Origin of the sequence: Pyxidicoccus caerfyrddinensis, from assembly GCF_010894405.1 — a bacterium.
GTDB classification, from domain to species: Bacteria; Myxococcota; Myxococcia; order Myxococcales; family Myxococcaceae; genus Myxococcus; species Myxococcus caerfyrddinensis.
Genome location: NZ_JAAIYA010000004.1, coordinates 377,549 through 395,089 on the forward strand (window position 1 = coordinate 377,549; position 17,541 = coordinate 395,089).

Consider the following 17,541-nt stretch of genomic DNA (forward strand, 5'->3'; position numbering starts at 1 on the left):
CGGATGTGGCACCGGGTTGTCTGGCTGTGGCTGTTCGCGGTCTTGACGTCATGCGCGTCGACTCCTGTGTCTCCCGTGGCACGGGAGGCGGCGGAGTTCCCGGAGGCGTACACCCGGCTGGATGAGGGCGCGTGCGTCACGTTCCTCTGCGCCAAGGACGCGTGCGGATTGTTCCGCTGTGAGGACGTGCCCCCCGAGCCCGGGCGCGTGGTGCGCACGCGAGGTACGTTCGTCCTTCCGCCGAGCGCGGTTCAGTCACCGCAGCGCAACTGGGGCTACCCCTGGGTGCTGCCGGGACAGGCCGAGCCTGTCTTCGTCATCCGCTGGTACGGGCGGGAACTGCTACCAAGCCAGCAGAGGCTCCTGGCGATGGCGCAAGCGCTGGCGACGAAGCCTCGGGAGAAGCACCACATCTTCCCGCGGCAGGAGGGCCTCCGGGAGTGGTTCGAGATTCAAGGCATCAACATCCACAAGGAAACGATGCTGCTCGATATCGACACCCACCATCGCATCCACAAGGGGCCCGAGGGTGGGCCATGGAATCAGGCATGGAGGACGTTCCAGCGAGCGCACCCTGGTGCAACCAAGGAAGACATGTACCGGTATGCGAGGGAGTTGATCATCCGCTTCGACCTGTTTGGACCCATCTTGCCCTACCATCTACTGGTAGGTCCTCCCCTCGAGTACTGACTCCATGCCGCGATTCCTTGAGATTCTGCTCGGCGACTACAGCAGCCAGAAAGGCGGCTACAGCGCGAGGCACAAATGGCTCCTTCCTGGCGTGAGCTGTCCCCAATGCAAAGCGACATGGGGCGGAGCAGGTCTCAATTATCCCGCCGTGGACCTCTCCGATCATCCCGTGGCCAAGAAGCTGTCGAAGGCTCGCCTGGAGGAGGACTTCGACGAGTTCGAGCGCCTTCGCGAGCAGGTTCGCTTGCTGCTGCCTGCCGATTATCCGCTCGAGCCCGGAACCACATTCGGTCCACTGGTAGGCAAGGCCAGGGGGCCATTCTCCGCGCTACTCCAGCAGTATGGCGGTACGCTGCTCGTCCGGCCCGATGCGCTGACGTTGCTACAGGCAGAAGGCCTTCGAGGCCTGCGAGGCTGTCGCACGGAGATGCTCTTCCGCCCGAAGGGCGTCCCCGAGCTGCTCGACCTGCACATCGAGCCGCGAGGCCTCCTGCACGAGGACTGCATCCCGAAGAGCACGCCGCCTCCGTGCCCGAAATGTGGCCGTCGTGGCTTCAGTCTGCCCAAGGAGCCCATCCTCGACGGCGTCTCCCTGCCCACGGACCTGGACCTCTTTCGCCTGCGCAACTTCGCGACCATGCTCATCGTCACCGAGCACTTCAAGGACGTCATGGAGCGCTTCGAACTCGACGGCCTGACCTTCCGCGAGTTGCCGGTGCGCTGAGGTCGACGAACCGTCAGGGGAATTCGGGCCGCGCGGGCACGAGCGTGACGGGGACGCGGTCGCGCTCATCGCGCTCGCCAACCTTCCGCGTCCATTCCCAAGCCTGGTGGCGGCCACCGAACGCCGAGGCGAGCACGCCGTCGATGTCAGCGACGTCCTTCACGTCGAAGCGGATTCCCTCCAACCGGACCGGGCCCTCGAACAGGAAGGCGAAGTCCCGCCCGTACTGCGAGTAGCTCGCCTCCCAGCGCACCTGCAACTCCGCCCCGGAGAGGGCCAGCACCGTCAGCCGGTTGTCTTGCAGGCTGGGCGCGTCGTTGCCGTACCACGCATCCCAGTCCCCTTCCGGACCGACGACGAGCGTCCCCCACTCCGCGAGCGTCGGATGCCGTCCTCCGGTCGCCGCGGCGACCGGAATCGTCTGCGCATGGGGCTCCGGCACGCCGTCCTCGCCGGAGCTCTCGCGGGCATGGATTTCCAACGAGTACATCACCGTGGCGCGGTCGGGCTGGTAGCGGTACTCGCGCGCCTCCAGGTCCGGGACCCACGTGCGGACGTAGACGTCGAGGCGCGCCGATTCAATCGCATGTCCATGCCCGGCCAGGACGAGCGGCTTCTCGGGGGTGGGCGCGTCCGCGGGGACCTTCTCGAGGGCCTCGGGATGGCGCCAGGGGTCATCCGGGGCGTCCACCACGGGCACGGGGTCCACCGCGGCGTCCGGAAGCGGCGTGAGCTGGGCGAGGAACGCGCTGAAGGACGGCGCGCATTCACGCGCGACGAAGAGGTCCTCGGTCTCGGTCGGCGCATCGCTGTCGAAGAACCAGACCGTTCCCCGAGGCGAGTCCTGTCGGTCAGTCAGCTGCAGACCGAAGCGGTTGATGGAGCCGAACTGGTGCGCGAAGACCACCACGTCGGACGGGATGTTCTCGCCCCCGTACTCGAGCCCCCTCCGGTCCTCGGCGCGCAGCCCGAGGAGCTCATCGATCCGCACCTCCCTGTCCAGTGCGTCGCGGAACCCGGCGGTGCAGTTCCCCAGGAGCGCGCCGTTGAACCGGACAAGGACCTCCCGGAAGTCAGCGGGCAGGGGTTGTGACAGCCGGCGCTCGAACTGCTCCAGCCGCTCCGGAGTGAGCTCGGGGGCATGGGGGGCCTGCCGGATCCGCGAAGCGAGGGCAGGTGGCAGGAAGGCGAGAGACATGGCGCCACCCTGCCACATCGGTAGCGCCTGCCGTGCTCGACCTTCAGCACCCCGTCATTGAACGGGAAGTTCAGTCGTCGAGGTTCTCGCGCTCAATCGCCCACCACTCCCGTCCGGTGGGCGAGAAGTCGAGGAAGAAATAGACGTGCTCCCGCGTCGCGGTGAAGAGGAACGGGGAGCCGCCGGTCTGTCCGGGCGCCAGCTCCTGGAGCCGGCGCGTTCCACGGCGAGTGCCATCGCTCACCCACAGCTCCGGCCCGGTGACGCCGTCATCCGCGGAGAACAGCAGCTTGCCGGCCACGGGGAACAGCCAGGCCGGCGACCCGCTGTACGGCCCCGGGGCGATGTCCCTGAAGAGCTGCGTGCCCGCCGCCGTTCCATCGCTCACCCACAGCTCGCGGCCGGTGGGCCCTCCGTCCTGGGCGCTGAAGAAGAGACGCCCGCCGAAGGCCACCAGGAACTGCGGCGGGTCGAACTCCGCGCCGGGAGTGATGTCCTCCACCAGCACGGTGCCCTCACGGGTGCCATCCGTCACCCACAGCTCCCGGCCGAGCTCGGGATTCTCCGCGACGAAGAAGACACGCCGGCCCACCACGGTCAGGTCCGTGGGGAAGGAGCTGTTCGGGCCAGGGTAGATGTCCGCGAGGAGGAAGGTGCCCTCCGGCGTCCCGTCACTGCGCCACATCTCGTCGCCGAGCTCCGAGTACTGGTGGAAGATGAACTGCCCGCCCGCCACGACGGCATCCATGAACTCCAGGCTCTCCACCCCGGGCATGAGGTCCAGCGAAACCGTTCCAGCCGCCGTGCCGTCCGTGCGCCAGAGGTCGAAGCCGGCCGTCTCGTCCGCGGCCATGAAGTACAGGCGCCCCTCCAGCTCGATGAAGGCCTGGGGACTGGAGCCGATGAACCCGGGCCACAGGTCCGCGATCATCTGCGTGCCGGCCTCCGTGCCGTCCGTGCGCCAGAGCTCCGTCCCATGCACCCCGTCGTCCGCCGCGAAGTACGCCACGCCCGCATGCACGAACGGGGCTTCGAAGAAGCGGCTGCCCTCGGACCCCGGATGGATGTCCTTCACCAGCCGCGTGCCGCCCCGCGTGCCGTCGCTCCGCCAGAGCTCGAAGCCGTGGACGCCGTCGTCCGCGAAGAAGAGCAGCACCCGGCCGAACGGCGCCAGGTCCGTGGGCGCGGAGTCGTCGGGCCCGGGGCGGATGTCCGCGACGAGCCGGGTGCCTGCCGCCGTGCCGTCCGTCCTCCACAGCTCGGCGCCGACGCCGTAATCCGTCGCCGTGAAGAAGAGCGTCCCGCCCACGCTGGCGTTCTCGGTGATGGTGGGGTCATCCGGCCCGGGCCTGATGTCCTGCACCAGCCAGGCGGGCCCCGTGCCGGGGATGCCGCCTCCGCCCCACTGCTCGCCCACCGCGGTCCCCTCCTCGGGCCCCGCGAACACGGCCACGGCGGCAGCCTCCACCACGTGCCCGCCCCTGCCGAGCTTCAGGGCCCAGAGCTCGGTACCCCGCTTCGGCTCGGTGGCCGCGAAGAACACGCACGAGCCCGCACGAGTGAAGTCATGTGGCGCGCTCGAGAAGGCGCCCGGCACCAGGTCGGCGACTCGCACCGTGCCCCGGGCCGTGCCGTCACTGGTCCACGGCTCGTGCCCCTGGCCCTGCTCGCGCGCGGTGAAGAAGAGCCGGCCGCCGTGCGCGGTGAGTTGCGAGATGCTGGAGCCCTGGGGGCCAGGCCTCACGTCCTTCAGCCGGAAGGTTCCGCGCTCCGAGCCGTCACTGCGCCACAGCTCGTCCCCCGCGTCGGGCGTGTACGCGGAGAAGTACACCGCCCCGCCAAGCGCGGTGAGCGCCCGGATGCGTGGGCTCTCCGGGCCAGGGCGGATGTCCTTCACCAGATGTGTTCCCACGCCCGTGCCATCGCTGGTCCACAGCTCGGAGCCGACCACCCCATCGTCCGCGCTGAAGAAGAGCCTGCGGCCCACGGTGACGAGCGTGTTCGGTCCGTCGAAGGTGAGCAGCGCCGGTACGTCCGTGACGGCGACCGTGCCCTCGGGCGTGCCGTCGCTCTTCCAGAGGGTGAAGCGTCTCGGCACCTCCTGGAGCGCGCCGCCCGTCCTCGACGCGCCGATGATGGGGGAATCGCCAATGATGAAGTAGAGCAGCCCATCCGCGACGACCGGGCCCGCGGTGTAGATGTCGATCTGTTCGGAGAAGTCGAGCAGCGTGACGATGGCCCCCGTCGTCCCGTCCAATCGATTGAACGTGCTCAGTCCGAAGTAGAAGAGCTGGCCGCCCATCGCCACGATGTCGGAGACGGGACGGAGCGCTCCCGTGGGGACCACGCGGGTGGTGCCCGGGAGGCCCTCGGTCCGCCAGAGCTGCGATTCGCCGAGCTCCGGTGAGAACGCGGTGAAGTAGAGGACCTCACCCGACGCGACCAGCGCGAAGGGGAACGAGGACTCACCTCCGGCGGCGATGTCCATCACCAGCCGGGTGCCCGCGCGCGTCCCATCGCTCGTCCACAGCTCCAGGCCATGCGTGCCGTCGTCGGCGGCGAAGTAGACGCGCCGTCCCGCGGCCATGAGTCCCCGGGGCGAGGCCCCCTCCCGGCCGGGACGGATGTCCGCCACGAGGCGCGTGCCGGCGGGCGTGCCGTCGCTCTTCCACAGCTCGGAGCCGTGCTCGGCGTCCGTGGCGCCGAAGAACAGCGTGCCGCGCACGTCCGTCAGCTCGAACGGCCCCGAGCTGAGACGGCCCGGGACGACGTCCTCGACACGGTGCGGAGTGCCAGGCCGGGACGTGTCGTGACTCGCCACGGCCTCCTGGCTCTCCAGGGCCGCCTGTTCGACTGCGGCCTCCTCATCAGGAGCTGGCGTGGAATCGCCACAGGCCAGGCCCATGAGCAGGGCCAACGGAAGAACCAGGACTCCAGCACTCGAGCGCATGAGGCTTCCTTCCTCGCGCATGGACGCGCGCGGGGTGGTGCCCAAGCTGCTCACCCTGTCCTGCCCGCTCCAGCGGCGCTCCAGTCCGTCCCTCGTGTTAATCGTCCCCCGACACGCGTGTCCCCAGTGAGGGCCTGGAATGGCCGCGGCTCAGGGCTCGAAGCGCGCGAGGAAGACCTTGAACTGCAGCGAGACGAAGAGCGTCCGCGGCGCCACCAGCCCCGTCTGAGCCAACATCGCGAACAGGGCGGCATCGGACTCGATGGGCCGCATCGTCGCCATGGCCTGGCGTCGACGCTCCAGTGCGTCGGATGAGATGCCATACGCCCTCAACCGCCGCAGCTCCACCTTCGACAGCTCGGGGTCCATGCCGACGCGGCAGCCCACGACGAGGGGCGCTCCGGGCTCGAGCCGCCGGGTCACCTCGCGCAGCAGGGAGAGCCGGGCCCCCTCCCCTTCCACGTGGTGCAGCACTCCCATCATCTGCGCTCCGTCGAACAGCGGCCCCGGAGGCAGGCTGTGCAGCTCGCCGACGTGCAGGTGCGTCCGGGCGAGCAGCCCCTCGGCTTCCAGGCGCTTCCGGGCGATGGCGAGCATGGCGTCCGAGGGCTCCACGCCCGTGAAGCGCCAGCCGGGCACGTCGAAGCGGGTATAGGGAACCAGCTCCGCGCCCGTGCCCAGTCCGACGAAGAGCAGCGACGCCGCGTCCTGGCCGTCGAGCTGGGCGGTCAGGGCGCTGACGCCGAGCTCGTACGCCGCATGGCCGCCGGCGAGGTTGACGGACGCCTGGGCGTCGTAGTGGGCGGCGCGGTCGGCGCCGAAGCCGTGCACGAGGTGGTGGGCAGCGGGTTCGGCGTGGTCGTGGGCCATGCGGTGTCCTCCAGAGGCTCGCGCGAGGCGGGCGAGATGGCTGGAGGATGCTCGGGGACCCGAAGCCGCGGTAGAGCGCGGCTTCGGGTCGAATCGGCGGGGATTCAGGTCGCCAGTGCGCCGGGCTCGTCAGGGCTGCGTCTGGGGCGTGAAGCTCCAGTTGAAGGTGAAGTCGGACTCGGAGAAGGAATTCGCGAAGCGCCCGTCGGGAAGGACGGTGGGCGGATTCACGTACACGTCGTTGTTCACGTCATTGGTGGCGAGCAGGCCTCCCGCGACGCTGTACTGGGGACTTTGACAGTCCAGGCCGCTGACCACCTCGGCGATGCTCGAGTTGTCCACCATCGCGCCGACGTACGCGCGCGCCGGCTGCTTCAGCCACGCCGTCACCGCGGCGTCGGGGCTGTGCAGTTCGGGGAAGGAGTTCGTCTTCAGGAAGCCGGAGAACGGCGCGAGCTCGAAGCTGGCGGGGCCGAAGCTGTGCGAGCAACCGCTGTCGCCATAGGCCACCTCGAAGGAGAAGGAGCCGCTCGGGGACATGAGCAGGTTCGCTCCGAGCCGGAGCGTGTCCGGGAAGAGCGGGTGCTTGAAGTCCAGCGCCGTTGACGCGGCATCCAACTCGAAGCTCACCGTGGCCACGCCCTTGCGCCCCATCCCCGTCCAGCTCGGATGGTGATCGATGGCGGTCGACGTCCCCTGGATCTTCCAGCAGCCGATGTTGTTGCGCTTGAGGTAGGGCGTCCGGGTGGCCGTCACGCTGCCGCCCGGCTCGGTCTCCGCGTTGCTCAGGATGAGGACCAGGTGCTGCGCGCGCTGGCCCTTGAGGTCCCTGCAGAATCCGACGAACTCGTAGTTGGACCAGTCCTCCTCCTGCCACGCGCCGGCGCCGTCCATCCAGAGCGCCTGCACCTTGAGGTGCTTGCCTGCCTTCTTCGGCTCGAAGAAGCCGTTGTAGAAGAGCACCGAGCGGGTCGCCGGGTCCCTGAAGTCGAAGTGGTAGACCCGGTGCGAGAGGTTCTTCAGCTCCGACTCCAGGTCGTCCTTCTTCTCCGCCGCGCCGCCCAGGTCGCCGCTCAAGTCCACGCTCTTCACCACGTCGTTCAGCGTGTCCCACGTGGAGAAGGACGCGGGCTTCGTGTCCACCGGGGTCTGGTTCCAGAGCATCTTCCCGAAGAGCGGCCAGTGCTTCTGGAAGCCTCCCGGCACCACGTTGTCGATGGCCTCCACGCCGGTGTCCACGGACTGCGTCGCCGCGAGGATGCTCTTCACCGTCGACGGGCCGAGCGTGTTGGCGACGTACTGGAACCAGAGATAGGCGCCGTAGTCGCGCTCCACTTCGGACTTGCTCGCGCTGCAGTGGCCCTTGGAGCGGTCCTGGAGCGGAAGCTCGGGCGTGCTCAGGTAGCAGCTCGCGAAGTCCTGCTCCAACTGGAGCGTCTTCCCGTACACGGCGTCGATGGCCCAGTTGGCGACCGCGTCGCGAAGCCAGCCGTAGCTCGCCTGGAAGGACTTCGTCCGGTACGCCCAGTGGCTGGCGTGCATCAGCTCGTGCGCGGCGGAAGCCTTGAGCTCGTCCGGGGTCAGCGACTCGTTCAGCATGATGAACACGGAGGACTGATACGGCGCGCCGAACTCGGGGACGGTGAGGCCGCGGAAGTCGACGTTGCGCACGAGGAACACGTCGAGCTTCGGGCTGTAGAGCGAGCAGCCGCTGTCAGTGTCCGGAAGGGGCGCGGGGAAGCCGAGCCCGTCGATGAGCCGCGGCCAGATGTCCTTCTCGATGGCTTCCGACACCAGCGTGGCCTTCGCCTTCTGGCCGGGGACGGTGAACTGGTACCAGACGTTGACCTTCGCCTGCGGGGAGTTGACGAAGTCCCACCCGTCGGTGCTGGCCTTGCACGTGGGGCGGCTGTTGCCGAGCCCCTGACCGCTCCCGGGAGGCGCGAGCCAGCTCGCGCCGTCGGCGGGCGGCACCAGGAACGGGTCGAGCGCGGCCTTCGTCCCGGCGGGCAGCGTTTCGTACTGGTCGATGACGTCCTGGAGCACCTCCGTCTCGAAGGTGCCCTCCGCGTGGCCCTTGTACTGGAGCGGCAGACGCGAGTCATTGAAGGCGGCGTAGACGCGATAGGTGAGCACCTCGTGCGGCGTGAGGAGCCCCGCCTCGGCGGCCTCGGCGAGGTACTCCTCTGAGCTGTGCGCGTCCTCCGGAGCGTCGACGACCAGCACCGCCACCGGCGGACTGTTGACGCCTCCGGCGGACGCGGTCACCAGGGTTGCGCCCGTGGCGAAGCCCTCCACGCGCCCGTCCTCGATGTCCGCCACCGTGGCATCGGTGCCGGACCAGGTGAAGCTCACGTCCTTCAGCAGCGTGCCGTCCCTGTCGTACGCGAACGCCGCCAGCGTCAGCCGCTCGCCCACCCACAGGAAGCCCTCGCCCGGGGTGATGATGATGCGGGCCACCTTCGCGTTGTCGGAGCCGGCATCCGGGCCATCGTCGTCGCCGCCGCCGTTGGAGTCGGAGCAGGCGGCCAGGGCAACCAGGAGTGTCAGCAAGCAGAGCTGCGGTGTCGGACGTGAGCGCACGGGTTCCCCCAGGGTGAACCGTCGACTCTACGTCATTTCCCGGTGCACTGAAGCGGCGCGTTCCGCGGCGGCCGCGTCCTCCGGCTTCAGCGCCGCCCGGTAGCCCCAGCTCAGCGGCGTAGGCCGGGTCGCCTCCTCCGGCGTCAGTCGCGCCAGCAGGTGCACGGGCTGGAAGAAGCCGGGTGCCCCCGCCTTCCGTGAAGAGCAGACGTGCACGGCTGGCCGCACAAAGACAGTCGTGAGGAGCAGCTCACGGTCAGCATGGGGCCCCCTCGCGCCGAGACTGGCCGGCAATGCCAGTGATTGGCTATCGAGTGACAGGCACCCTGCCGTAACACGGTGGCCTCGCGTCTTCCGAGCCGTTGCGGTACGTGTGCGGGAGATGTCCCACCGCGTCTACCGCCGCCCCCGCTGCCAGTCCTGCAACCTGCCGACACACCTGTGCCTGTGTGAGGACATTCCCCGGGTGGAGACGCGCACCCGGTTCCTCCTCCTCCAGCACGTGATGGAGGCGGGCAAGAAGAGCAACACCGGGAGGGTGGCCGCGCTGGCCCTCACGAATACCCGGCTGCTCACCTATGGCTCGCCGGCGGAGGCCCTGGACGCCGCCCTGCTCACCGAGCCCGGCACCTGGCTGCTCTACCCCGACGGCCCCACCGCGCCGCCGGACGCCCCCGCGCCGAGACAACTGGTGGTGCTGGACGCGAGCTGGTCGCAGGCGCGGCGGATGACCCAGCGACACCCCTCGCTGCGGGCGCTTCCCCGGCTGGTGCTACCGCCTCCCGAGCCCGGGCTGCTCCGGCTCCGCGAGCCCTCGCACCCCTCCGGCATGTCCACCCTGGATGCGGTCGCCCGCGCGGTAGCGCTGCTCGAGGGACCGGAGGCGGCAGCGCCGCTGGAGCGGCTGGCCGCGCTTCGGGTCCAACGAATCGCCGAGTGCGGGACGCTGACGTGAGCCCCTGACGACGGACTGACGCACCGCGGCGGAGCGTGAGGTGAAGGAGGGAGAAACTTTCGGAAGGGGCCGTGTCGATTCCGTCCCCGCTCGGTCGTCGCCCTCCATGAAACGGGCGTTTTTCCGCCCGGCTTCACCCACCCTACCGACGAAGGAGATTCACATGCGCTTCCTGTCCATGGTCCGAGTCCAGGAGAACCCCGGTCAGAAGCCCAGCGAGAAGCTGATGGCCGACATGGGGAAGTTGATGGCGGAGATGACGGCCAAGGGCGCGCTGCTCGACACCGCCGGCCTGCAGCCCAGCTCCGCGGGCGTCCGCCTGCGCAACAACCACGGCAAGCTCAGCCGCACCGACGGGCCGTTCACCGAGACGAAGGAAGTGGTCGGCGGCTACGCGATGCTCAAGGCCGACTCGATGGAGGAGGCGCTCGAGCTGACCCGGCGCTTCCTCGAGGTGCACGGCGACGAGTGGAACGTCGAGTGCGAGGTGCGGCAGATCGCGGACATGTAGCACGCCGGGTTTCAGGTACGTCGACCGGCCCGTTGCGCCGGTCGACGTCATGGCGGCGAAGCGTACGGCCCCTCTGGCTCATGCCGGAGCGCCATCCGGCTGCCCGGCCTGCACCGTCAAGGCGGTGTGAGGACCTCGACGAAGTAGTAGCCCGCCGAGTACGGCACCCGCTCCCGCTTGCCCACGTCCCCCGCGCCCGCGCAGCCCGCGGTGGGAGCAACGCCTCCCACCGTGTCGAGCCGGAGCACGTAGCCCACCTGGGTGCCATCGGATGTGGTCCGCGAGAACACGTCGGACGGGAGCCCCTGGTCGATTCGCGCGGCGTTGGAGAGCCTCAGCAGCGGGACGTTGCCGGCCCCGTTGGGCACCGTGACGTCAGCGGCTCCGACGAAGAGGGTCTGCCCGAAGGTGGGCTCGCCACCATTCAGCGCCAGGGCGGACACCCGCCATGCCGGACCCACGGGAGGCGTTCCGGTGGGAGGCCCGTAGTCGATGCCGCCCGGGTAGCGGAAGTGGTCGAAGCCGAGCGTCTCCAGCCCGGGGACGGGCGTGGTGGTCATGGGCTCGAGCCCCGCTTCCGGCTGGAGGAAGGCCCAGGCGAAGACGCCCCCCGTCTGACGGCACTCGTAGACCTGGGCCGCTGGCGCCGACCGCGTGTAGTCCGGGAGGACGGCGTTGGAGGGGGTCCCCAGGGGCGGTGGGTCTGCCGGCGTGTCGACGGTCTGGTATGCGGCCACGATGCGCGCGGAGGGCCGCGAGCCGGAGGGACGGCCGAGGAGCTCGAGGAGGTCGTACTGCGTGCCTCCGAACGTCACGCGCCGAAGGTCTTCCGGCACGTTGTCCGGCAGCTCGGTGGGTGCGTCCCTGGAGATGCGCAGCAGGGCCTCGGTGGCGAGCTCCGAATCCGAAGGGGTGTCGTCGTCATCGTCGTCATCGCACCCCGCGAGTGTCACCGCGGAGAGCACGAGCGTGGCGATGGCGGGCCAGGGGCCCAGGCGAAGAGTCTTCAAGAGCGTCCTCCTTCGAGACTGGCGCACGGTGGGGGTGGCCCTCCGTGGCGGCAATCCGTTCTGGTGGAGGAGCGCGTGTTCGGGGGGAGACCGTCATGTTCGCGAGGGCCTGATCGGAGCTTTCCGCCATCCGCGAGAAAATCGGCGGCCGTCAGTCACGTTCCGGCGCGCTGTCCGGTCTCCTCGCCATGACACAGCGACTCCTCTTGCTCGGTGCGACCGGCAACACCGGAACCCAAGTCCTCGACCTCGCGCTCGCTCGCGGGCACCAGGTGACGGCGTTCGTCCGCTCGCCTCAGAAAATCACCCGCCGCCACCCTGCCCTCGCCATCGTCCAGGGCGACCCATTGAGCGTGAATCAGCTCGCCCAGGCGCTTCCCGGGCATGACGCCGTCCTCTCCGCCATCGGCCCCTCGGGGCGAGAAGCGTTCCGGCCGAGCACGCTCCTGACCGAATGCGCGGCCAGCACGGTGGCGGCGATGGAGCGGGCGTCCGTCCATCGCCTCGTCATGGTCTCCGCGGCCCTGCTGTTCCCGGGAGGGGGCCTGCGCTTCGCCTTCTTCCGCAGGCTCATCCGGCACCATCTCCGAGACCTCGTCGCCGCCGAAACGGTGATTCGGGCCACGCCCTTCGACTGGACGCTCGCGCGGCCGCCACGGCTGATTTCGTCGCCGGAAGAGGCCTACCGGAGCGAGCGCGAACGGCTCCCCACCGGCGCGTGGTCGATGTCGTTCCGCGCGGTGGCGGCGTTCCTCCTCGATTGCACCGAGCAGGGCACCCATGCGCGAGAGGTCGTCGGTCTCGCCCGGCGGGAGCAGGCGGCGTGAATCCCCTGTTGCCGCTCATCGTGCTCGACGTGCATCGGGGCGTTAGGCTCTGCTGATGGCAAGTCGCTCGTCACTGGCGCACCGCCTGGAGGCCTTCGAGTCGTCTCGCCACGAGCTCGTCGCGCTGGCGTACCGCATGCTCGGTGACCTCGGCCGCGCCGAGGACATGGTCCAGGAGGCCTGGCTGCGCTGGCAGGCCCACGAGGGCGACGTGGACTCGTCGCGGGCCTTCCTCGTCACCGTCGTCACCCGCCTCTGCTTGAACGAGCTCGGCTCCGCCCGGGCGCGCCGGGAGGAGAGCCGCCCCGACCGCCTGCCCGAGCCCGTCGACCTCGACGATGGCGGCCTCACCCGCATCGAGCGCCTGGAGCAGCTCTCCATGGCCTTCCTCGTCGCGCTCCAGCGCCTGACGCCCGCCGAGCGGGCCGTCCTGCTGCTCCACGACGTCTTCGATTTCGGCCATCAGGAAATCGCCGGGCTCGTCGGCAACAGCACGGCGGCATGCCGCAAGCTGCTCGAGCGCGCGCGCCAGAGCCTGGCGACCGAGCGGCGGATGCAGTCCGCCTCGCGGGAGGAGCATCGTCGTCTGCTCGAGGCCTTCCTGAAGGCCGCGTCGGGCGGTGACCTCCAGGGGGTGGTTCAGCTCCTCGCCGAGAATGCCACCCTGGTGACCGACGGCGGGCCCGAGGGGCGCCGTTTCGCCGGCCAGCGCAACCTCCCGCAACCCCTGGAGGGAGCCGCGCGCATCGCGGCCTTCATCGTCGCGACCACGCAGCGCACCGCGGGCGTCCTGCGGGTGGAAGAGCACCTGCTGAACGGACAGCCGGCCGCCGTGTTCTGGAATGGCGAGCAGCCCTTCGCGGCGCTGCTGCTCGCGGTCGCCGACGAAAAGGTCCAGCGTGTGTATTTCCACGCCGACCTGCACCGGCTGAGCCGTCTCGGGCGCCAGGTCGACACGGGCTTCGACCTGGCGCGTCCGTAACCTTCGCGCGTCTACTGCACCAACCGGCGGATGTCGCCGCAGGCGATGTAGGAGCTGCCATTGGCCATGGTGATGATTTCATCCACCACGTAGAGGACGTTCTCCTCGCGGATGTCGCGCGGGAAGCGGATGTTGAGGTCCGGATCGTACCCGTCCGACACCACGCGGGCGCGCAGCTTGCTGCCCTCCTTGATGCACTGGATGACCACGCCCGTGCCCACGCTGGTCGTCGTGGGCAGGTCCGCCGCCGAGCTCGCCGTCACCTTCGAGGCCGTGGGCTTGCCCTTCTTCGCCGGGTCCGCATCCTGCTTCCGTGCCGTCCGCCCCTGCCCCGGTACCCCCAGGCGCTTGATGTCGCCCACCACGCGGTAGAAGGTGCCGTCTCCGGACGTCTCCAGCTTCGCCACCACGTAGCGCACGCCCTCTTCGCGCACGCTCCGGGGGAACTGCACGTTGAAGCTCGAGTCATACCCCGCGGAGACGGTGTGCACGCGCAGCTTGCCGCCCTCGCGCACGCACTCCAGCACGATGCCACTGCCCGCGTCGCTCACCGCGTCCAGGCTGTCCGCCGAGCCTCCCGCCGTTCCGCGCAGCGCCAGGTCTCCACGGCTGCGCGTGCCCGCCTGATACGACTGGTCCCTCAGCTCCTTGCGAATCACGGCATCGTACGTGCGCGACTCCAGTCGCTGCGCGTAGTGCGCCAGCTGCTCCACCTCCTCGGAGATTTCGTACGACGCCTTGTCCAGGAGGAGTGACACCTCGGAGATGACCTCGCGCAGACGCTTGGAGGCCGACGCCAGCTCCCCCTTGTCCGCCAGCTCGATGACCTGGTCCTTCGCGCGCGCGATGCGCAGGCGGCTCGTCTGGGTCAGCACGTTCTGGTCCACCAGCACCGCCGCCGACTCCGCGGCCGGGGCCAGCTGCGCGAGGATGGGCACCTCGCCCTTCAGCTCGCGCACCTTCCCGTCCACCACCACCTGCGCCCGGAAGACCAGCGTGGCCAGCGTCACCGGCCCGGCCGCCGACGGCGCCGACACCGACAGCTCCGCCGCGAGCTGCCGCGGCTCCGTGGCGTAGACGTCCCCCAGCCCCACCGCCACCTCCTGGCCCCGCGCTTCGAAGCGGTAGCGGTTGAGCACGCTCGCCACCTTCACCGTGGCCGCGGGCTTGAGCACCACCTCCAGGTTCTGCGCCACCAGCGAGCCCAGGCCCTCCATCTCGATGCCGAACACCCCCGCGGCGTCCTCGGGCGACTGGATGTAATAGAAGTGCCCCTCGCCGGCATTGGCCATGCCGATGAGCAGGTCCTCGTTGAAGTTGGCGCCAAAGCCCAGCGTCGTGGTGACGATGCCCGCGTTGGACTTCTCCCGCGCCATCTCGGTGAGCTGGCCCGCGTCCCGGATGCCCGCGTTGGCCTGCCCATCCGTGAGCAGCAGCACGCGGTTGATGCGCTCCTGGGACAGCTGGCTGTTCACGTGCTCCACGCCCTTGAGCCACCCGCCGCTCAGGTTGGTGCAGCCGCCCGCGCTGACCTTGGAGAGCACATTGCCGATGGCCGCCTTGTCCGTCACCTTCACCGGGGCGAGCACCGTGGCCACCGTGTCGTCATAGGTGACAATGGACAGCGAGTCCTCGGGGCCCATGCGCTCCACCAGCTCGCGCGAGGCGTCGAGGGCGTTCTTCAGCGGCGCACCCGCCATGGAACCCGAGCGGTCGATGACGAGCCCCAGGTTGAGCGAGCGCCGCGTGGATGCCGCGCCCTCCGCCGAGAACGTCACCAGCAGATCGACCTTGGACGACGTCCCCATGGGGAGCACGGGGCGGCTGAGCGTATAGGTAGCCTTCAAGTCAGAGCCTTTCGCAAGGAACGAAGAGGAGCCTATGCCACTCCCCTGTCAGAATACGAAGCTTGCGCTCACGTCATGAATCGTTGATTCACCCGACCGCTCCATCGAGCGCACCACCCATCGAGCACTGACTGCATGTTGATTTCTCGGTTGTTGAGTATCTGTTTGGGAGTCTTCGTCCTCCTGTCCAGCACTGTCTCGGCGGCTGCTCCCGAGCCCGGCTACATCCACTTCGAGGGGCTCGCCGCCTACGAGTCCAACGGTCAGCTCGTCCTCGACTACAAGGTCCAGGAGCGGAGCTGGGAGTGGATGAAGGGCCGCCGGGTCCAGCCCGAGCTGGTGCTCAAGATTCAAGGGAAGCGTGGGACGAGCCTCCGGGCCGCGCTGCGCAAGGGCCAGGACCGGCTGAGCTTCCCGCTCCCGTGGAACGAGGGCACATCCGAGCTCCAGGTCCGCGTGGGCGGCGGCAATGACCAGCATCGGCTGGAGTGGATGAAGCTGCACGACGTGGAAATCACCGAGCTCACCCTGCGCGTGAGCCGCAACGCTCCGCCGCCCCAGTCCAATCCCCAGCCTCCGCCGCCCCAGCCCAATCCCCCGCCCCCGCCGCCCCAGCCCTATCCGCAGCCTTCACCGCCCCAACAGCCGCCGCCTCCGCGGCAGAACTGGGCCTCGGTGCCCTCGGTGATGCAGGCCTGTGGGCGGACCTTCGACGGCCAGCAGAACGAAGTGGCCTGCCTCGATGTGGTCTCCGCCTTCACCTACGACCCGACCTCCGTCATCCAGGCCTGTGACACGAGCATGGAGGGAGACGTCAACGAGCTGGATTGCGTCCGCGTCGCCGCCAAGGTGTCCCGGGCGCCCTCCGCCGCGCTGGCGGCATGTGAGCAGGCCATGGATGGAGACACCGCGGAGCTGGAGTGCTTCTACTCGGCGGTGAAGTCCAGCTACGAGCCCGCCAATGCCATCCGCACCTGCGCGGAGGTCTTCGAGAGTGACGAGCCGGAGCTGGAGTGCGTGCGTCTGGCGGTCACCGTCGACCAGGACCCTTCGAGCCTGATGCGGACCTGCGACCAGGCGATGAGCGGCGACGAGGCGGAGTTCGAATGCCTCCAGCGGAGCCTTCGCCGCCGCTGAGCCATTACAAAACAAAGGTGCGGCCGGGTCAGGGGGAGAGCACGATGAAGCGGGTCCCCGCCGAGACGAGCGCGGACGGAGGCAGGCCGAACATCGTGCGGAAGGCCGTGCTGAAGTGGGCGGCGCTGGAGAAGCCGGCGGTATGGGCGGCCTCGGTCAGTGTTCCGCCACCGGCGAGCGCGCGGGCCGCGACTCGCATGCGGACCCAGGTCCGGTAGCGCCGGAACGGCACGCCCGTCACCTCCCGGATGAGGTGCTGGGCCCGGGACACGGACAGCCCCAGGCCGGCGGCCACCCGGTCGAGCCGGCACTCAGCGGCATCCAGCCCCTCCACCACCGGCTCCAGCTTCCGGAGCGCCGCCGTGATTCTCCGGTCCGCACGCGTCCTCGTCGGCTCCACCAGGCCGCCGAGGACGTCCAGGACCTGCCGTCCCGCCGCCGGCTTCGCCGCCCTCACGCGCAGCAGGGCGGCGACGGCCTCCTCCGTGCCGGCATGCTCGAGTGACACCCCGCTCCGCGTGCGCTGGCGCCACCCCGGCCCCCCGGTGACGGCGACGTCCACCGGGTCCAGGTAGAGAAAGGCGATGGCACCGATCCCGGCCGTCAGCTGGTGCCTCGTGTTGGCGGGGATGAGAGCGGAGCGGGCTTCTCGCTGGCTGCTTCCGGTCGCCAGGCGGAAGGGCTCGCCCAGGCTGAGCGCGACACAGGCCACCGCGTTCCGGTGCGGCGCGAGGCGCAGCGACGGGCCGACATACGCGGAGCGCGCCGAGGCCAGGAAGACCACCGGCGCCGCCGTAGCCGGTTCTTGAAAGCGGAGGCGTGCGGCGATGCCGTAGGACATGGGCTCCACCACGCACGAGGAAGCTACGACATGGACATCAAGGCGCTGGCCGCGACACTGCTGCTGCTGGCCGTGGGCGCTGTGAATCTCATCCCCGGCATCGTCGCACTGCTGCCGGACCGGACGGTAATCCTGTACGGCATCGGGGTCGACGATGGCGCCATGGCCCTGTTGATGCGCCACCGGGCCGTCCTGCTCGCCTGTGTCGGCGTGGGCCTGGGAGTCGCCGCCTTCGTTCCCTCCGTGCGGCATCCGGCCCTGGCCTTCGCCGCCATCAGCAAGCTGAGCTTCCTGGCGCTGTACGTGATGACGCCCGGGCTCACCCTGGAACTCCGGCGGGTGGCGGCGACGGACGTCGTGGCACTGGCGCTGCTGGCCGTCGCCGCGCTGCTGGCTGCTGGCTAACTACTGCCCGC

General features: G+C 69.5%; 16 protein-coding genes. 8 read left to right on the forward strand and 8 right to left on the reverse strand.

Translation table 11 applies throughout. The annotated features are described in order from the left end of the window. The first annotated feature begins 3 nt into the window (after positions 1–3). Both sitA6 and sitI6 read left to right on the forward strand, forming a co-directional pair. Complete coding sequence (gene sitA6, locus G4D86_RS11955; RefSeq protein ID WP_275899104.1) at positions 4–690, forward strand: SitA6 family polymorphic toxin lipoprotein; 687 nt, start codon at positions 4–6, stop codon at positions 688–690. A 4-nt stretch (positions 691–694) separates the two neighbouring features. Then, positions 695–1,414: a SitI6 family double-CXXCG motif immunity protein gene (gene sitI6, locus G4D86_RS11960; RefSeq protein WP_163992831.1), complete on the forward strand. Its 720-nt coding sequence runs from the start codon at positions 695–697 to the stop codon at positions 1,412–1,414. A gap of 13 nt (positions 1,415–1,427) precedes the next feature. Here sitI6 and G4D86_RS11965 read toward each other — a convergent pair whose 3' ends face one another. The 5 genes from G4D86_RS11965 to G4D86_RS11985 form a co-directional block, all read right to left on the reverse strand. Next, on the reverse strand, positions 1,428–2,612 hold the full coding sequence (locus tag G4D86_RS11965; protein WP_163992833.1) for an SMI1/KNR4 family protein: 1,185 nt from the start codon (positions 2,610–2,612) through the stop codon (positions 1,428–1,430). A 70-nt stretch (positions 2,613–2,682) separates the two neighbouring features. Further along, positions 2,683–5,562 (reverse strand): ELWxxDGT repeat protein, encoded by a 2,880-nt coding sequence (locus tag G4D86_RS11970; RefSeq protein WP_205519544.1) that lies wholly within the window; start codon positions 5,560–5,562, stop codon positions 2,683–2,685. A gap of 150 nt (positions 5,563–5,712) precedes the next feature. Then, positions 5,713–6,432, reverse strand: a complete 720-nt coding sequence (locus tag G4D86_RS11975) for a class I SAM-dependent methyltransferase (RefSeq protein WP_163992837.1) — start codon at positions 6,430–6,432, stop codon at positions 5,713–5,715. A gap of 129 nt (positions 6,433–6,561) precedes the next feature. Beyond that, positions 6,562–8,985 (reverse strand): hypothetical protein, encoded by a 2,424-nt coding sequence (locus tag G4D86_RS11980; RefSeq protein ID WP_163992839.1) that lies wholly within the window; start codon positions 8,983–8,985, stop codon positions 6,562–6,564. 57 nt (positions 8,986–9,042) lie between these two features. After that, positions 9,043–9,231 carry a hypothetical protein gene (locus G4D86_RS11985; RefSeq protein WP_163992256.1) on the reverse strand — a complete coding sequence of 63 codons (189 nt, stop codon included), beginning with the start codon at positions 9,229–9,231 and terminating at the stop codon, positions 9,043–9,045. 166 nt (positions 9,232–9,397) lie between these two features. On the opposite strand from G4D86_RS11985, the gene G4D86_RS11990 reads away from it, so the two are divergent. Beyond that, positions 9,398–9,970 (forward strand): tRNA-uridine aminocarboxypropyltransferase, encoded by a 573-nt coding sequence (locus tag G4D86_RS11990; RefSeq protein WP_205519545.1) that lies wholly within the window; start codon positions 9,398–9,400, stop codon positions 9,968–9,970. Positions 9,971–10,133: 163 nt separating this feature from the next. Beyond that, the gene (locus tag G4D86_RS11995) at positions 10,134–10,481 is read left to right on the forward strand and encodes a YciI family protein (protein WP_163992843.1); all 348 of its coding nucleotides are present in this window, start codon (positions 10,134–10,136) and stop codon (positions 10,479–10,481) included. Between the two features lie 116 nt (positions 10,482–10,597). Here G4D86_RS11995 and G4D86_RS12000 read toward each other — a convergent pair whose 3' ends face one another. After that, positions 10,598–11,491: a DUF3455 domain-containing protein gene (locus G4D86_RS12000; RefSeq protein WP_163992845.1), complete on the reverse strand. Its 894-nt coding sequence runs from the start codon at positions 11,489–11,491 to the stop codon at positions 10,598–10,600. 188 nt (positions 11,492–11,679) lie between these two features. Here G4D86_RS12000 and G4D86_RS12005 point away from each other — a divergent pair, with 188 nt between their 5' ends. Both G4D86_RS12005 and G4D86_RS12010 read left to right on the forward strand, forming a co-directional pair. Then, a complete protein-coding gene (locus G4D86_RS12005; protein WP_163992847.1) occupies positions 11,680–12,318 on the forward strand; it encodes an NAD(P)-dependent oxidoreductase in 639 nt (212 codons plus the stop codon). A gap of 55 nt (positions 12,319–12,373) precedes the next feature. Further along, on the forward strand, positions 12,374–13,300 hold the full coding sequence (locus G4D86_RS12010) for a sigma-70 family RNA polymerase sigma factor (RefSeq protein ID WP_163992849.1): 927 nt from the start codon (positions 12,374–12,376) through the stop codon (positions 13,298–13,300). 11 nt (positions 13,301–13,311) lie between these two features. Here the strand turns inward: G4D86_RS12010 and G4D86_RS12015 are convergent, their stop codons facing one another. Beyond that, positions 13,312–15,147, reverse strand: coding sequence for a vWA domain-containing protein (locus G4D86_RS12015; RefSeq protein ID WP_163992850.1), 1,836 nt, complete (start codon positions 15,145–15,147; stop codon positions 13,312–13,314). Between the two features lie 165 nt (positions 15,148–15,312). Here G4D86_RS12015 and G4D86_RS52090 point away from each other — a divergent pair, with 165 nt between their 5' ends. After that, positions 15,313–16,284, forward strand: a complete 972-nt coding sequence (locus G4D86_RS52090; protein ID WP_205519546.1) for a hypothetical protein — start codon at positions 15,313–15,315, stop codon at positions 16,282–16,284. A gap of 28 nt (positions 16,285–16,312) precedes the next feature. On the opposite strand, the gene G4D86_RS12025 is transcribed toward G4D86_RS52090, so the two are convergent. After that, on the reverse strand, positions 16,313–17,125 hold the full coding sequence (locus G4D86_RS12025) for a helix-turn-helix transcriptional regulator (RefSeq protein ID WP_163992852.1): 813 nt from the start codon (positions 17,123–17,125) through the stop codon (positions 16,313–16,315). Between the two features lie 30 nt (positions 17,126–17,155). Between G4D86_RS12025 and G4D86_RS12030 the strand changes: the two genes are divergently transcribed. Beyond that, on the forward strand, positions 17,156–17,530 hold the full coding sequence (locus tag G4D86_RS12030; RefSeq protein WP_163992854.1) for a phosphopantetheine adenylyltransferase: 375 nt from the start codon (positions 17,156–17,158) through the stop codon (positions 17,528–17,530). Positions 17,531–17,541 lie beyond the last annotated feature (11 nt).

Coding starts and splice junctions, on each gene's coding strand:
- sitA6 (WP_275899104.1), top strand. CDS start 4: ATGTGGCACCGGGTTGTCTGGCTGTGGCTGTTCGCGGTCTTGACGTCA.
- sitI6 (WP_163992831.1), top strand. CDS start 695: ATGCCGCGATTCCTTGAGATTCTGCTCGGCGACTACAGCAGCCAGAAA.
- G4D86_RS11965 (WP_163992833.1), bottom strand. CDS start 2,612: ATGTCTCTCGCCTTCCTGCCACCTGCCCTCGCTTCGCGGATCCGGCAG.
- G4D86_RS11970 (WP_205519544.1), bottom strand. CDS start 5,562: ATGCGCTCGAGTGCTGGAGTCCTGGTTCTTCCGTTGGCCCTGCTCATG.
- G4D86_RS11975 (WP_163992837.1), bottom strand. CDS start 6,432: ATGGCCCACGACCACGCCGAACCCGCTGCCCACCACCTCGTGCACGGC.
- G4D86_RS11990 (WP_205519545.1), top strand. CDS start 9,398: ATGTCCCACCGCGTCTACCGCCGCCCCCGCTGCCAGTCCTGCAACCTG.
- G4D86_RS11995 (WP_163992843.1), top strand. CDS start 10,134: ATGCGCTTCCTGTCCATGGTCCGAGTCCAGGAGAACCCCGGTCAGAAG.
- G4D86_RS12005 (WP_163992847.1), top strand. CDS start 11,680: ATGACACAGCGACTCCTCTTGCTCGGTGCGACCGGCAACACCGGAACC.
- G4D86_RS12010 (WP_163992849.1), top strand. CDS start 12,374: ATGGCAAGTCGCTCGTCACTGGCGCACCGCCTGGAGGCCTTCGAGTCG.
- G4D86_RS12025 (WP_163992852.1), bottom strand. CDS start 17,125: ATGTCCTACGGCATCGCCGCACGCCTCCGCTTTCAAGAACCGGCTACG.
- G4D86_RS12030 (WP_163992854.1), top strand. CDS start 17,156: ATGGACATCAAGGCGCTGGCCGCGACACTGCTGCTGCTGGCCGTGGGC.